At 42.7% G+C, this 15,229-nt stretch carries 12 protein-coding genes and 3 tRNA genes; 11 read left to right on the top strand and 4 right to left on the bottom strand.

Annotated elements, in window-relative coordinates; all coding sequences use genetic code 11:
- From B3763_RS01915 to B3763_RS01900, 4 genes are all read right to left on the bottom strand, one after another.
- Positions 1-242, bottom strand: a 242-nt coding sequence (locus B3763_RS01915; protein ID WP_286743044.1) for a GTP-binding protein, incomplete at its 3' end; no start/stop codon positions are given.
- Between the two features lie 79 nt (positions 243-321).
- Positions 322-393 (bottom strand) — tRNA-Thr (locus B3763_RS01910).
- Between the two features lie 190 nt (positions 394-583).
- Positions 584-656 (bottom strand) — tRNA-Gly (locus tag B3763_RS01905).
- A gap of 85 nt (positions 657-741) precedes the next feature.
- Positions 742-824: transfer RNA gene (locus B3763_RS01900), tRNA-Tyr, on the bottom strand.
- A 304-nt stretch (positions 825-1,128) separates the two neighbouring features.
- Here B3763_RS01900 and B3763_RS01895 point away from each other — a divergent pair.
- The 11 genes from B3763_RS01895 to B3763_RS01845 all read left to right on the top strand — a co-directional run bounded on the left by B3763_RS01895 (position 1,129) and on the right by B3763_RS01845 (position 15,143).
- Entirely contained in the window at positions 1,129-1,626 is a 498-nt protein-coding gene (locus tag B3763_RS01895) for an acetyl-CoA carboxylase biotin carboxyl carrier protein subunit (RefSeq protein WP_189630247.1), read from the top strand.
- Positions 1,627-1,635: 9 nt separating this feature from the next.
- Positions 1,636-2,343 carry a UMP kinase gene (pyrH, locus tag B3763_RS01890; RefSeq protein ID WP_189630246.1) on the top strand — a complete coding sequence of 236 codons (708 nt, stop codon included), beginning with the start codon at positions 1,636-1,638 and terminating at the stop codon, positions 2,341-2,343.
- A gap of 8 nt (positions 2,344-2,351) precedes the next feature.
- Positions 2,352-2,912: a ribosome recycling factor gene (frr, locus tag B3763_RS01885; protein WP_189630245.1), complete on the top strand. Its 561-nt coding sequence runs from the start codon at positions 2,352-2,354 to the stop codon at positions 2,910-2,912.
- A gap of 255 nt (positions 2,913-3,167) precedes the next feature.
- Entirely contained in the window at positions 3,168-3,500 is a 333-nt protein-coding gene (locus tag B3763_RS01880) for a PadR family transcriptional regulator (protein WP_189630244.1), read from the top strand.
- Positions 3,497-6,115 (top strand): ABC transporter permease, encoded by a 2,619-nt coding sequence (locus B3763_RS01875; protein WP_286743038.1) that lies wholly within the window; start codon positions 3,497-3,499, stop codon positions 6,113-6,115. Before B3763_RS01880 ends, B3763_RS01875 begins: the two co-directional genes overlap by 4 nt.
- Positions 6,116-6,367: 252 nt before the next feature.
- Positions 6,368-6,709 (top strand): PadR family transcriptional regulator, encoded by a 342-nt coding sequence (locus B3763_RS01870; protein WP_189630242.1) that lies wholly within the window; start codon positions 6,368-6,370, stop codon positions 6,707-6,709.
- A 4-nt stretch (positions 6,710-6,713) separates the two neighbouring features.
- Positions 6,714-9,398 (top strand): ABC transporter permease, encoded by a 2,685-nt coding sequence (locus tag B3763_RS01865; RefSeq protein ID WP_286743032.1) that lies wholly within the window; start codon positions 6,714-6,716, stop codon positions 9,396-9,398.
- A 203-nt stretch (positions 9,399-9,601) separates the two neighbouring features.
- A complete protein-coding gene (locus tag B3763_RS01860; protein ID WP_189630240.1) occupies positions 9,602-9,940 on the top strand; it encodes a PadR family transcriptional regulator in 339 nt (112 codons plus the stop codon).
- Positions 9,940-12,552: an FtsX-like permease family protein gene (locus B3763_RS01855; RefSeq protein ID WP_286743025.1), complete on the top strand. Its 2,613-nt coding sequence runs from the start codon at positions 9,940-9,942 to the stop codon at positions 12,550-12,552. Before B3763_RS01860 ends, B3763_RS01855 begins: the two co-directional genes overlap by 1 nt.
- Positions 12,545-13,843 (top strand): ABC transporter permease, encoded by a 1,299-nt coding sequence (locus B3763_RS01850; RefSeq protein ID WP_286743023.1) that lies wholly within the window; start codon positions 12,545-12,547, stop codon positions 13,841-13,843. Before B3763_RS01855 ends, B3763_RS01850 begins: the two co-directional genes overlap by 8 nt.
- Positions 13,734-15,143, top strand: a complete 1,410-nt coding sequence (locus B3763_RS01845) for an ABC transporter permease (protein ID WP_286743021.1) — start codon at positions 13,734-13,736, stop codon at positions 15,141-15,143. The genes B3763_RS01850 and B3763_RS01845 overlap by 110 nt, the downstream gene beginning before the upstream one ends.
- The last annotated feature ends 86 nt before the right edge of the window (positions 15,144-15,229 follow it).

Raw genomic sequence — 15,229 nt, 5'->3', positions numbered from 1 at the left:
TCAACGTGAGCATAGTGACGGTTAGCAGTTTGGTACTCAACGTGCGAGGTATTGATAGTAATACCTCTTTCTTTCTCTTCAGGAGCGTTGTCGATAGAAGAGAAGTCTCTGTTTTCGGCAAGACCAGCGTCTGCCAATACTTTAGTAATCGCAGCAGTTAAAGTGGTCTTACCGTGGTCAACGTGACCGATAGTACCAATATTAACGTGCGGCTTGGAACGGTCAAAGGTTTCTTTAGCCATGTTTGAAAATTAGTTAATATTAATGTTTATATAATTCGAAATACAAGCCCAACAGGGCAAGTCATTAACTTCTTAATTGAGCCAATGACGGGATTTGAACCCGTGACCCCTTCCTTACCAAGGAAGTACTCTACCCCTGAGCTACATCGGCTTAAATAGCTTTAAGCTCTAAGTCTTGTGTCTTAAGTTGCATCATTAAAACTCAAAACTTTGAACCTAGAACCCAAAGATTTGAGCGGGTGACGAAACTCAAACTCCTACCTACCATAAGGCCGGGGCAACCCGTGCCGCAAACCAAAATATTTATTGGCTCAGGAGTAAGATAGTTCGTACTCACTCTGAGCGGGTGACGAGGCTCGAACCCGCGACCTACAGCTTGGAAGGCTGTCGCTCTACCAACTGAGCTACACCCGCTTGTGCTTCATGACTTTATTGAGGAAACAAGAAGTCCGCCTGGCCATGAAACCGATATCATTCGCCAAGGCTTCAGATATCTTAGTGGGGGGAGCAGGATTCGAACCTGCGAAGACATAAGTCAACGGATTTACAGTCCGTCCCAGTTGGCCGCTTTGGTATCCCCCCGAATCAATCTCTAAAAGAACGACATAAAAAAGCCTTTCAGCGAAAGGGAATGCAAAATTAGACCCTTTTTTATATTAATCAAACATTTGCCTGAAAAAGATATTTCTTTTTATCGGCTCTCGAAAAACCGCCCAATTTGAGCGCAAACGAGCTTTTTGCAATTCGGGCGCAATCATAAGAGTTTTCTCTCAAACACAAAAGAGTTTAGCCTTCTTGAATAAAAATAGTTATCTATATTTGTGCGATTTAGGGTGTTTCAATTTCCGATGAAATATCCCATTAATCCGAGAACAAACCTTATTCAATGTATCGTACAGAAACTGCCTCAGGAAATCCAATTGAAATTCAATTTGATGGTGAGCAGCCCACCATTAATGGCTCGCCCATCAACTGGTCTATTCATAAGAAGACTAACAACAAACACCTTATTATTAAAGACCACAAAACCTTCAAAGCCGAAATCCTAAAACTGGATCAGGCAACCAAAACTGCGGAGATCAAAATTAACAAGCAGATATATACCGTTCAGCTCAAAGACAAAATGGATGTACTCCTTGAGTCTATGGGGATAGACATGTCAGCAGTACAGGCCGTTAACGACCTCAAAGCACCTATGCCAGGCCTGGTATTAGACATTTTGGTAGAAGAAGGCAAGGAAGTGAAAAAGGGCGACCCGCTTCTGATTCTGGAAGCCATGAAAATGGAAAACGTACTAAAAGCAGCCGGAGATGGAAGCATTAAAAGTGTAGAAGTGAAAAAGGGCGACAGTGTAGAAAAAAATCAAGTACTAATAAAGTTTTAAACAAAGGGAATGTCTTATAAACGAATACTGCTGAAGCTTAGTGGAGAGGCCTTAATGGGCAAGCAGAACTATGGTATAGATCCGGCAAGGTTGGAGCAATATGCTCTTGAAATAAAAAAAGTAAAAGACCAGGGGGTTGAAGTAGCCATTGTAATTGGCGGAGGCAATATATATAGAGGAGTGCAGGCCGAAGCTTCAGGCATAGACAGAGTTCAAGGCGATTACATGGGCATGTTGGCCACCGTAATAAACGCCATGGCTATTCAGAGTACACTAGAAAAACATGGTATGTATACCCGACTAATGTCTGGTATAAAGATGGAAGCAGTGTGTGAGCCCTTTATAAGAAGAAGAGCCGTAAGGCATCTGGAAAAAGGACGAATTGTTATTTTTGGCGCGGGTATAGGCAACCCATACTTTACTACAGACTCTACAGCGAGTCTTAGAGCCATTGAAATTGAGGCCGATGTTGTATTAAAAGGGACACGGGTTGATGGAGTATATTCTGCCGACCCTGAAAAAGACCCTAATGCTGTTCGGTTCGAAAAGCTTAGCTTCGAAGAAGTTATTAGCAAAGGCTATAATATTATGGATATGACCGCCTTTACCCTTTGTCAGGAAAATAATGTACCCATAATTGTCTTTGACATGAACAAACCCGGCAACCTACAAAAACTCATTGAAGGAAAAGAACAAGTTGGAACACTCATTAGCTAACATTTGATATGGAAGAGATAGAAATATACTTAGACACTGCCAAAGAAATGATGGAAAAGGCTGTATCTCATGCAAAGGTAGAGCTAGCCAAGATTCGGGCAGGCAAGGCCATGCCCAGTATGCTGGATGGCCTTATGGTGGTTTATTATGGTGCACCAACCCCCATCAATCAGGTGGCTTCAGTTTCTACTCCAGACGCCCGTACCATATTTATTAAACCATGGGAAAAATCTATTATAGGAGAAATTGAGAAAGCCATTATCAATAGCGATTTGGGCTTTAACCCCCAAAATGATGGAGAAAACATCATTATCAATGTGCCGCAACTAACCGAAGAAAGAAGGGTGCAACTAGCCAAGCAAGCCAAAGGCGTTACCGAAGACGGTAAAGTGAGCGTGAGAAACGCCAGAAAAGAAGCCAACGATGAACTTAAAAAGCTTCTTAAAGAAGGTGTTTCTGAAGACGCCATTAAAGCTGCTGAAGACGATGTTCAGGCACTTACAGATACATATACCAAAAAGATGGACGATCTCCTGGCCCTCAAGGAGAAAGAGATAATGACCGTGTAATCATACACGAAGCAATTGAAAAAGGGGAGCATAAACGTTTCCCTTTTTTTATGACCTGGCCCAATTGCCCTACACATTCTTTTCAACAACTGAACACACCTATCCGACAGTTCAATTAAACTCACTTCTACCCTCTCTTAAATAGACGTACCTATGCAACTCTCAACACAAGCGGAAACATAACTTCATTATTTGTATAAGAAATAATTTCTGACTGATTCATTTTTTATACATTTAGTGAATAAAAACACTAAAATGAAAGGAACCAATTTGGGCGAATTCGAAGAGATTGTATTGCTTACCATAGCCGCACTTATGGAAGAAGCCTACAGTGTGGCCATTTGTGATGAGATAGAACGAGTAACAGAGCGCAAGGTCAAACTCAGCGTGGTGCACGCTGTACTCAACCGTCTTGATGAAAAAGGCTATGTCAAATCTCATTTGGGCGAACCAACCAAAGAAAGAGGTGGGCGCAGAAAGCGATTCTTTACGGTAACCCATGCCGGCAAAGTGGCCTTAACCAAAGCCAAACAACAGCGCGATCAGCTGTGGAGCTTAATTCCCGACTTCAACCTTAAAATTGCTTGAAGAATAAAAACAACATACCGCCACGTTGGGCCGACCGCTTTTTAGAATGGTACTGCAAGCCTCAGTTACTGGAAGATCTTCAGGGCGATCTGTACGAGCACTTTGAACGGCACCTTAGTTTAAAAGGAGCCCGTAAAGCCCGGTGGCTTTATGCACTCAATACACTACGGTTCTTTAAACCGTACACGGTCAAAAAACTCAATTTTCTGAATCAATTAACTCAATTCATCATGTTCAAAAATTATTTCAAAACATCAATCCGAAGCATAGCCAGAAACAAGCTCTTTTCGGCCATTAATATTTTTGGTCTGGCTGTGAGCATGTCTGTCTGCCTCATTATGATTACCATGTTTGTAGAAGTAAAAAACTACGACCGCTTTCATCACGAGGCTGAAAAGATTTTCCGTATCAATAATACCCACAGCTATTTAGAGAGCGACCCCAGCCTCTTTGCCTCTACCTCAATACTGGTTGGAAAAAGAATGAAAGAAGAAGTGCCCGGCCTGAAAGCCATCACCATTATGAGTCGCGGGTTTAATGGAGATGGGCTAATTGGCGACAAAAGAATACCGATTAGCGGATTCTGGGCCGATGAAGACTTCTTCAATGTACTCTCCTTTGAGCTATACCGTGGCGACCCGGCCACCGCTCTAAAAGCACCATACTCCATTGTACTGACTGAAGAAACCGCTAACAAGTTTTTTGGAGAAGCCGACCCAATGGGTAAAACCATTACCGTGGCCGAACACGAATATCAGGTAACGGGACTGGTCAAAAACCCTCCCTTCAACTCTCACATGGACTTTCAATCTTTGGTTTCGTTCTCAACCTTCGAAATCGAAAACGAAGACAACAGAGGCTTTTTGAGCTGGCAAAACATGTGGTCCAACTATGTTTACTTCAGGCTGGACGACCAAACTGACATTGCCGACATAGAAAATCGTCTCAACGCCATTGCCGCTGACGAAAACAGTGAATCGAAACAAGTAAACATTCAGTTGGCGGCTCAGCCCATTACCAAAATAATGTTGGGGCCTTCTAACACAAGCAACCAACTAGGCCCTAGTATAGGCCGCGAGGTTATTTGGGTATTTGCAGGCCTAGCCTTCGTGGTAATACTTTCTGCCGGTTTCAACTATACCAACCTATCTATAGCCCGTTCTTTACGGAGAGCCAAAGAAGTTGGGGTAAGAAAAGTAGTAGGTGCACAACGTAAGCAGGTGTTTACTCAATTCATTGTTGAGGCCTGTCTTATATCGCTTGCCTCACTCATAATGGCCTACTTTATATTCTTTCTTATTCGGCCAATGTTTCTCAACCTCAACCCGGAAATTCAGAGTACGTTGCGGTTGGAGCACGAGCCTATTGTATTGGTTTACTTTATCGCATTTGCGCTTTTGGTAGGCTTCTTTGCCGGATTTCTACCTTCTTTGTTCCTCTCTAAACTCAAGGCCATTCAGGTGCTTAAAAGCGCATCAGGCCCCAAGGCTTTTTCAAAAATCAACCTACGCAAAGCACTCATCGTCATTCAGTTTACCTTGTCGCTGATGTTCATTATATCAGCCTCCATTTCTCATAGACAATTCAAATATGCTTTGAATTTTAATCTGGGCTTCGATACGGAAAACGTGCTGAATATTGACCTTCAGAACAACGACCCTCAACTCACCAAAGCCATGTTTGAGCAAATTCCGGAGGTTACAGACATTGCCAAGTCATCACATATACTGAGTATTGGAAGCCGCTGGGCCAACCAGGTAAAGTCTGACGATGGTCTGGATTCTGCATCGGTCTATTACTCTAGTATAGACCATCGCTATATTCCCTTAATGAAACACAGGTTGCTGGCCGGCAGCAATTTTCCTGAGAAAAACTCGGTAGAGGTAGAAGAAAGCATGATTGTGAACGAGCAGTTTATAAAGCACTTTAAACTGGGCAGCCCCGAAGAAGCCATAGGCGAAAGCCTGAAGTTCGGCAGAGAACGCTTAACTATTGTGGGAGTGGTTGAAAACTTTCATTATGCCACCCTGGACTCTGAGATTGAATGCTTCGCCTTCAGACATAAACCACAAGAAGCCCGAATGCTAAGTTTAAAGATTTCCAGCAACGATTTACTTTCAACCCGCAAGAAAATAGAAGAGGCCTGGGCCGGATTCGATGAGGTGCACGACTTTAAAGGATATTTCTATAAAGATGGTCTGGAAAGAGCCTATGAACAGTTTTCAGTCACCTATACCCTGGTAGGTTTCCTGGCCTTCTTAACCATATGTATTGCTTCGCTTGGGCTACTGGGCATGGGTGTGTATACTGCAGAGACCCGACTAAAGGAAATAAGTATACGTAAAGTATTGGGTGCCACCGAAGGCAGCCTTATTACGCTACTGTCCAGAGGTTTTATGCTCCTGTTGCTATTGGCCACGGCCATTGCTGTACCAGCCACTTACTATTTATTCGATGAACTGATTTTAGCCGATCAGGCCAATCGGGCAAACATTGGACTACTGGAATTGAGCCTGGGAGTAATAATTATTTTTGGCATAGGCTTTCTAACCATAGGATCACAAACCTGGAAAGCCGCCCGCTCTAACCCGGCTCTAACGCTAAGAAACGAATGAAAATTCGGAGGTGCCGATGATTGATCATCGGCACTCTTTTCTAATACTTTTCAGATCATAAAAACTTTTTGACTCAATCTCCGTCTAAGGATATTATCGTCAATTACGAATTAAACTATAGATTTACATACTCAGTCACATGGCACTGTGAAGACACAGCTTCTAGCTCAAATTGTCTATTTACTTCTATGTGACCTAAATAAGTAACTCTATTGAACTATTCATTTTATCGTCATATACGAATTTTATATAATGAAAGGAACAAACCTAGGTGAATTTCAGGAACTTGTATTACTCACTATTGGCGTACTCTATCCGGAAGCTTATGGCGTGAGTATCAAGGATGAAATCCGAAAAAAAACAGGAAGAAAAGTAACGCTCAGCACGGTTCATGGAGCGTTGAACCGGCTGGAAAAAAAAGGGCTCGTAAGTAGCGAGTTTGGAGAAGCCACCAGCATAAGAGGTGGTAAGCGCAAACGGTACTTTACCATTACCTCATCGGGAGTAAAAGCACTCGAAGAAACCCGTGAACAACGAGAAGAACTTTGGAATGCCATACCCCAACAGGCTCTTCAGGTAAAGCTCACTACATAAACATATGTCTATCCAAGGTCAATCTCCTCCACGTTTAGCCCAACGGTTTCTCCGGTGGTTCTGCAAACCGGAACTTCTGGAAGAAATAGAGGGCGATATTGAGGAGGATTATTACTACAGGCAGCAGGATAAAGGAAAAAACTATGCAGCATTTTGGTACTGCATAGACGTGGTCCGTTTTCTCAAACCCTTTGCCGTAAAATCATTCGTCAAAACTCAAACATTCAACCCCATGTTCAGCATTAATTCAAAACTGGCCTTTAGAAACCTGGCCAAAAACAAACTGTATTCATTTATTAACATAACCGGGCTGGCCATTGGCATTGCTGCCTGCCTCATAATCACTCAATACGTATTGTTTCAGTTGAGCTTCGATCGGTTTCACAGCAAATCGGATCGAATATACCGTGTGCTCACCACGGCCTATCAGAATGGAGAATATGGCAACACAGGCCTCTATTGCGGCTTTGCCCTTGCCCCTGCTTTGCTCAAAGATGTTCCTGAAATTGAACAGGCAGCGCGCGTTCACCCATACTATGGAGGTGCCATTGTACAACGAACCGACCAGAAAGGTGGCGTGAGACCTTTTTTTGAAGAAGAAGTACTTTTCACCGAACCCTCATTCTTTTCCATTTTCTCCTTTGAATTGTTGCAGGGCGATGCCCACACAGCCCTGAGCAGTCCGAATGCCGTGGTTATTACACAGAAAATTGCCGATAAATATTTTGGTTCTAGCCATGATGCAATCATTGGGCAGAGTCTGCGAATTAATGGAGGTTACACCAATGAAGAGTTTACTATTACCGGCATTCTAAAAGATGTTCCGGCTAACTCGCACCTCAATTTCCACATACTCCTGCCCTTGCAAAAAGTACTACAGAGCAACCAATACACCCAACCAGGAGCCGACTGGGGCTGGACCAATTTTTTTGTGTATGCCTTACTAAACCCTCAGGTAACAGAGCAGCAGGCAGAACAAAAAATAGCCAATCTCATGCATCGGTATAGAGCTGAAGAGCTTGAAAGCAGTGGCACCCGGGAAGTGCTATCTCTTGAACCTATACTGGATGTGCATCTGCAATCGAGTATTGATAATGAAGATGGCGAACAGGCCAATAAAACAGACATGGGTACCATTTACTTTCTCATAGTAATAGCACTCTTCATACTAGTTATTGCATGGATCAACTTTATCAACCTCTCTACAGCCAAAGCAACCGAACGCGGTGTTGAAGTGGGGATCAAAAAAGCAATGGGAGCCATAAGGCCGCAGCTCATTGCTCAGTTTCTTACCGAATCGTTCTGGATAAACCTAATAGCCGTTGCACTTGGCCTGGCCATCACCTACCTGTTGTTACCCATAATGGGCGAGGTTATTGACTTGCCTTTGGAACTCACCTGGAATGCCCCGGTAATACAAATCCTATTGTTGACCCTAATAGTAGTTGGTCCTGTGCTTGCAGGCCTCTACCCTGCCTTTATTCTTTCGGCTTACCAATCGGTAAATGCACTCAAAAGCCAAAAATCTGGTGGACAGAAAGACCGTTTTGCCGTGCGAAAAGCACTAGTGGTGTTTCAGTTTGTGGTTTCTACGCTCCTCATGGCAGGAACCTTTGCCGTTTCAAAGCAATTGCGCTATATGGAAAACAGAGATACCGGTTTTCAAATGGATCAGGTACTTGTTATAAAAGGACCCCGTGTGGGCGTGAGCCTTGAAAACTTTGAAGCCTTTAAAAACCAGGTGAAATCTATTGCCACAGTAGAAAGCTTCGCCTCCTCCCGGAGCATTCCGGGTGCAGGCTATTCTTTTGCAACTAATGCCAGAAGAGAGGATACCGAACAAAGCGCAGTAAAGCGTATTGATGCCACCTGGATTGACAAAGGTTTTATGGAAACCTATGGCATGGAGCTGATTAGTGGAAGAGACTTCTCGGATGCTTACGACTCGCCCGATGAAATGGACCGCAATGGTGTGCTTGTAAGTGAAGAGGCACTCAAGGTGTTTGGCCTGGGCACAGCAGAGGAGGCCCTGGAGAAACGACTTATTATAAGCGGAGACACAAGCTTAATTCGTGGAGTTGTGAAGGATCATAACTGGAAATCGTTGCACAAAGGCTATGTAGCCAGTGCCTTTTACTACATTCCGGCTACCACCCGATATTTCTCACTAAAAATCAACTCGCAAAATACCAAAGCTACCTTAGAGCAAATTGAAGAAAAATACCATGAGGCTTTTCCCGGTAACCCATTGGAGTTCTTCTTTATGGACGACTTTTTTAACCGCCAATATGAACAAGACCAGCAGTTTGCCAGTATCTTCAATGCTTTTGCCGGCTTTGCCATTTTTGCTGCTTGTCTGGGGCTTTTCGGGCTAGCTTCCTACACTGTAGTTCAGAAAGCTAAGGAAATAGGCATAAGGAAGGTATTGGGTGCAGGCAGCCTTCAAATCACTCTACTTTTTTCCAAAAGGTACATGGTGTTAATTCTCATAGCCAATTTACTAGCCGTACCCCTGGCTTATTTGGCCATCCATAAATGGCTCCAGAACTTTGCATTCAGCATACCTATTCGGGCAAATCTCTTCATCGTTCCCATAGTTATACTGGCAGCTATCGCTCTTCTGACCATCTCATTTCAAACACTCAAAGCTTCATTTAGCAACCCGATTAAAAACCTTAGGAGCGAATAGCCTTAGCCTCTTCTGCTTAAATAAGAGGAGCCTGAAAGCCACAAAAAAAGATCTGCCTAAACCCGCCTGAAAATTGGCCTGACAGACGATAAGCCGGCTTCTGAGCTCCTCTTTTTTTAATGGATGATGGTCAGTTTTGATTATTTAGTCTTCATTTAAGAAATAAATTTCATACATTTAGTCTTCATTTAAGAATCAAACCAATGAAAGGCACGTATTTAGGCGAATTCCAGGAGGTTGTTCTTCTCACTATTCTGGTGTTGGAAGACAATGCGTATGGAGTGAGCATTCAGGAAGAAATCGAAAAACGCACAGGCCGAAGCGTAAGCCGTGGAGCTTTACACACTGCCCTTACCCGTCTGGATGAAAAAGGGTTTATCAGCTCAGAGTACGGAGGAGCAACTGCAGAAAGAGGTGGCCGCAGAAAGCGCTTCTACCAGGTAACCAATCTTGGCAAAAGTGCTTTGGAAGAAGCCAAAGCTTTAAGAGAAGATTTATGGAGCAGTGTCCCTAAAGTGGCACTTCAAAAAGTACAGGCCTAATGGAACGCAATCAAACACCACAATTCTGGACGAAAATCTTCAAATGGCTCTGCCATGACAGCCTCTTTGAAGAACTACAGGGCGACTTAGAAGAGTCATACATTAAAAACACCAATACCAGAGGGCCAAGAAAAGCGAAAGCTATCTATAGGAAAGAGGTTTTGAAGATGGTGCGAATGTCGGTAGTAAAGCGCGAATTGAAACTTCCGAAGTTCATTCACACCTCCCTTCTTAAGTTTCACTTTCTATTGGCTTTCAGAAATCTGAAGCGGAACAAAGTTTTTAGTGCCGTAAACATTTTTGGATTGGCGGCAGCGCTCACCATCTGTTTGTTTGCCGTGAACATGATCTATACTGGCTATCAGTATGACAAGGACTTTAAAGATGTGGATAGGCTTTACAGAGTCACGACAACAGTTGAAAGCCCTCATGGCAAAATGAATTGGGCCACCTCCTCTTTTGCCCTAAAATGGCACTTAAACTCAATTCCTCAAATTGAAACCTCTTCCATTATTCTCACCAATATGATTGGCTACTTTGAAAAGAAAGGCGAGGAAATACGAATAGCAGGCTATCCCATTGACAGGGCATTTTTAGATATGTTCAACTTTGAAGTGGTAGAAGGTAACCCGTATGATCTTTTCAATGATCTACAGTCAGTTGTTATAACTGACCAGCTAGCTCAAAAGGTTTTTGGTGATGAAAGTGCTATTGGCAAGCAAACGAAATCTGGATCAATTGTTCGAGCCGTAATTAAATCTCCTAAAAAGCAATCTCACTTCGACTTTGAATTCCTCTCGAATATAGAATTCCTGGGAAGTAGAATAAGTCCTGAGGAATTTGAATCCGTACTAAAAAGGTGGCAAAACTACGATCAAAGCTATTACAGCTACATAAAGTTGAACCAGAATTCCAATATCGATCAGTTAGAATCGCACTTTGAACAGCTCAGCAATGAAATGACCTCAGCAATAGCTGATGGCAACACCTACAGCATGCAATTGCAGCCTGTTTCAAGCATAATGTTTGGCAAGGAGCTAATAGCAGACCACAGGCATGTCTATTCTAGAACAGCCCTCATTATTCTCATCGCACCAATTGCACTTTTAATTACGCTGGCATCATTTAACTACACCAACCTTTCTATTGCCAGGGCTATTCAACGCTCCAAAGAAATTGGAATTCGTAAAATCAACGGCAGTTCTAGGGGTCAGATTATTAGTCAAATTCTGGTTGAAACCGTGGTTTTCTCACTACTGGCCCTTGTCTTAGCATTATGTTTCTACAAATACTTAGTGCCGTTTTTCGAGATGTACATCTCTGAATTTTCAGCGCTCTTTACCAGTCAGCTCAATGTTGAGATCATCACCTGGTTTGTATGTTTCAGCTTGCTGGTCGGTTTTATTGCCGGATTCTTACCTTCCCTTTATTTCTCGAAAATCTCACCATTGGCCTCAATCAATGAGTCGTTCAACAAAAAAGGAATTAGAATTTCAACGCTAAGGAAAGTCTTTGTTGGCATTCAGCTCACCTTCTCCACCTTTTGTATTCTGTTTGTAGTTCTTAGTTTAAATCAGAGATATCAGATACTTAATACAGATCTTGGGTTTACTTCTGCTGACCTCATCGCCTTTCCGCTTAAAAAAGTTGATCCGAAATTAATTGAAGCAGAGTTGAGTAAAATTCCAGAAATAGAGAGCTTCTCTTTTACCTCTATAATACCCGGAACTGGCGGTATGTCCAGAAGATTCGGATTCAGTGCGGACAGAATGGACACTTTCTCAACTCGCTATGCTACAACGGATGAGAGGTTCAGCCAGGTTTATTCGCCACAGTTAATCATAGGTTCAGGCTTTACCGAAGGCCTTAACAACGAAATTCTAGTCGATGAGAATTTCCTCGCTTCTATCGGTGTGTCAACCCTAGATGCACTCAATACTGAAGTAATCATTGATCATTATGATGTTGAAGAAAAGCTACTGATCGTGGGTGTATTAGACAACTACATTTACGATGGTTTGGAAGACAACAGGCTTCCACTTATGATCAGGAACATAAAAGACACTCTTCTCACTAAGTACGCCACTATACAACTGCAACCTGCCAATGCAGACCAGGTACTAAGCAAGCTTGAAGGTCTTTGGTCTAGCATTGCTGGTGACAAACCGCTAGAAACAGAATTCGTGACAGATAAAATCGAACATAACTATAGACCATTTTTCAATATGATGAACATCCTCAGTATCACCGGAATATCCATCGTAGTGATTGCTCTTCTGGGTCAGTTTGGTATGGCTCTTTATGCTACACAAAGCAGAACCAAAGAAATTGGAATAAGAAAGGTATTGGGAGCAAGTATTGGCTCAATAATTACCTTGCTTTCACGCGGATCTTTTAAGACACTATTCATCTCCACACTCATTGCCCTACCACTTGTATTCCTAGTTTTTAGGGAAATAATTTTCCCCACCATTGCCATAAAGCTTCAGATATCCACTCCGCATTTACTTCTCACCGTTGTTGGAACCTGGGCGATTGTCTTGGGAATAGTAGTACATCAATCTTGGAGAACTGGCCTGGTTAATCCCACAGAATCACTAAGAAATGAATAATCGACCTCCTAAATATTTCACCCGACTGCTGACATGGTTCTGCCACGATGACTTCTACGAGGAGTTGCAGGGTGATTTGGAGGAAAAGTTTTACTCAAACATTCAACAATACGGTCAAAGAAAAGCGCGCACACAATACCGGCTGGAAGTACTCAAACTGCTTCGACCTTCAGTAGCTAAGAAACTCAGGGTTCAAACTCAAAACAACAACATTGCCATGTTTAAGAATTACACTTTGGTTGCCTTTAGAAACCTATCGCGCAACCGCCTCTTTTCAGCCATTAATATATTTGGTTTAGCCATGAGCATGGCAGTTGGCCTGCTCGCCATTGCCTTTGTCAATGAGATTTACTCATTCGATCAATTTCACGAAAACAAAGACAGAATTTATCGCATCAATAATGTAAGAACTTTTCTGGACAATGCACCCCAGGCTTATGCTTCTACTTCCTTACTTACTGCCGACAGAATAAGGGCCGAGGTTCCGGGTGTAGAGAGAGTATCGGGAATGTTTAAAGGCTTTAGTGGCGATCTGGCAACTGGAGAAAATAACTATTCTTTTCAGGGGTATTATACTGATGAAGAATTTCTCCGTATTTTCAGTTTTCCGGTACTGCAAGGCGACCCGAAAAGCGCTTTGAAAGAGCCATATTCAATAGTTTTAACCCAAACCCTAGCCGAAAAAATCTATGGTTCAACGGATGTGCTAGGACAAACACTGGAAAGAAACGGAAAAGAATATACGATAACTGCCGTACTCAAGGAGCTACCCAAAAACACCCACTTTCATTTTGAAGCTCTGGCCTCGCTAAGCTCGCTCCGCAATAATGAGCAAACCACCTATCTGTTTAACTGGAGCACCATGTGGAGTAGCTATGCTTATGTCTTAATGCAAGAAAACGCCAATATGAGTGCGTTTGAGCAAAGTCTGAACCAAATAGCATCTCAAGAAAACGCCAAAATGGAGCAACAGAGCATAGCTCTAACCTATGAACGCCTAAACGATATTTTTCCGGGTGACGGTAAATACAATCAGGTGTGGACCGTTGTTCCCAAGAGTAATGTTAACTCCATGATTATACTGGCCTTAATCGTTATAGTTTCGGCCTGCTTCAATTATGCCAATCTCTCCATTGCCAGATCACTCAAAAGAGCGAAAGAAATTGGAGTAAGAAAGGTGGTTGGAGCAAAAAAAAAGCCAGGTATTCACCCAGTTTATCACCGAATCGGTACTTGTCTCATTACTTGCATTGGTTTTAGCCTTCTTTCTGTTCCGACTTATACGGCCTGAGTTTCTATCGCTTAACTATTACATATCGCGAACAACCACACTGGAACTGACCACTACCACTTACATATGCTTCGTACTCTTCGCCATTTTCATTGGTTTTCTGGCTGGCACTACTCCTGCCCTGATCATGACGAGGCTTAAGCCTGTGACCATAATTAAAGGCGTTTCTAACATGAAAATTGGAGGAGGCATTAACATAAGAAAAGTGCTCATTGGTATTCAGTTCATACTCTCAATTGGTTTTGCCGTATTGGTGAGTCTGGCTTATAAACAGTATCAGTACGCCCTCAATTTCGATTTAGGCTATAACACCGAAGCCATTCTAAATGTGGAGCTTCAGGGCAATGACTACGAAATTGTAAAGGCCGCTTTTAGCCAAATTCCGGAAATCGAATCAATTTCCGGATCCGCCTTTCTACTAAGTACAGGCAGCACTAATTCAGATTATGCTAAACTGCCGGAAGCAAGTGATTCTGTAGTGGTTTATAGCATGCGGGTCACAGAGAGCTATACCTCCACCCTTGGTCATCAGTTGGTAGCGGGGCGTGAGATAACAAGCCAATTAAAAACCAAACAAATGATAGTCAACGAGCAATTTGTTGAGAAATTCGGCTTTGAAAACCCTGAGGAGATTATCGGAAAAACCTTTTATTACTACAACGACCATCGTATGGTCGTTGGCGTTATCAAAGACTTCCATTACGGAACCATCTATAACGATATTCAGCCCTTTGCTTTTATTCAACCTGAAGAGAATCAGCTTTACCTTACAAACCTGAAACTAAAGTCGGCAGACCTGCCCGCAACCCTTGAGAAGATTGATGATGCCTGGTCCGAAATAGATACACATCACGAACTGCAGGCTTCATTCTATAGCGAGGATATTGAAAGAACCTATCAGACTCTTTCGTCATCCATGAAAACCTACGGCTTGCTGGCTATAATTGCCATTGGTATTTCTCTGCTGGGACTACTCGGAATGGCGGTGTATACCGCGGAATCGAAAATTAAAGAACTTACCATCAGAAAAGTGTTAGGAGCCGGCTTTTACCACCTCGTTGCCCTATTATCCAGAAGCTATATTTGGATACTGGTTATTGCCTCGGCCATAGGTATACCCATAGCTGTTTACATTTTTAAGACCACAATAGCCAACAACATACAATACACCATTTCTATTGGGTTTTGGGAGCTTGCCGGAGGAGCCTTAATGGTACTTACCGTAGCCATACTTACTATTGGTTCGCAGGCCACTAAAGCGGCCTTAACCAATCCGGCCGAAAACCTGCGAAACGAATAGATTAACCTGAGTTCGATGTAAGAAAAGAACGTCATGCAAAAAAACAGACCTTAAACTCTCAAAAAAAGGCCTGTTTTATCCGGTAT

This window comes from Roseivirga sp. UBA1976, from assembly GCF_002336325.1.
GTDB classification, from domain to species: domain Bacteria; phylum Bacteroidota; class Bacteroidia; order Cytophagales; family Cyclobacteriaceae; genus Roseivirga; species Roseivirga thermotolerans.
The sequence above is the reverse complement of the archived record's forward strand: the minus strand, read 5'-3'. Positions and strand labels throughout refer to the sequence as shown.

Excerpts from the sequence above, each read along its gene's own strand:
- B3763_RS01895 (WP_189630247.1), top strand. The coding sequence starts at position 1,129 with ATGTATCGTACAGAAACTGCCTCAGGAAATCCAATTGAAATTCAATTT.
- pyrH (WP_189630246.1), top strand. The coding sequence starts at position 1,636 with ATGTCTTATAAACGAATACTGCTGAAGCTTAGTGGAGAGGCCTTAATG.
- frr (WP_189630245.1), top strand. The coding sequence starts at position 2,352 with ATGGAAGAGATAGAAATATACTTAGACACTGCCAAAGAAATGATGGAA.
- B3763_RS01880 (WP_189630244.1), top strand. The coding sequence starts at position 3,168 with ATGAAAGGAACCAATTTGGGCGAATTCGAAGAGATTGTATTGCTTACC.
- B3763_RS01870 (WP_189630242.1), top strand. The coding sequence starts at position 6,368 with ATGAAAGGAACAAACCTAGGTGAATTTCAGGAACTTGTATTACTCACT.
- B3763_RS01865 (WP_286743032.1), top strand. The coding sequence starts at position 6,714 with ATGTCTATCCAAGGTCAATCTCCTCCACGTTTAGCCCAACGGTTTCTC.
- B3763_RS01860 (WP_189630240.1), top strand. The coding sequence starts at position 9,602 with ATGAAAGGCACGTATTTAGGCGAATTCCAGGAGGTTGTTCTTCTCACT.
- B3763_RS01855 (WP_286743025.1), top strand. The coding sequence starts at position 9,940 with ATGGAACGCAATCAAACACCACAATTCTGGACGAAAATCTTCAAATGG.
- B3763_RS01850 (WP_286743023.1), top strand. The coding sequence starts at position 12,545 with ATGAATAATCGACCTCCTAAATATTTCACCCGACTGCTGACATGGTTC.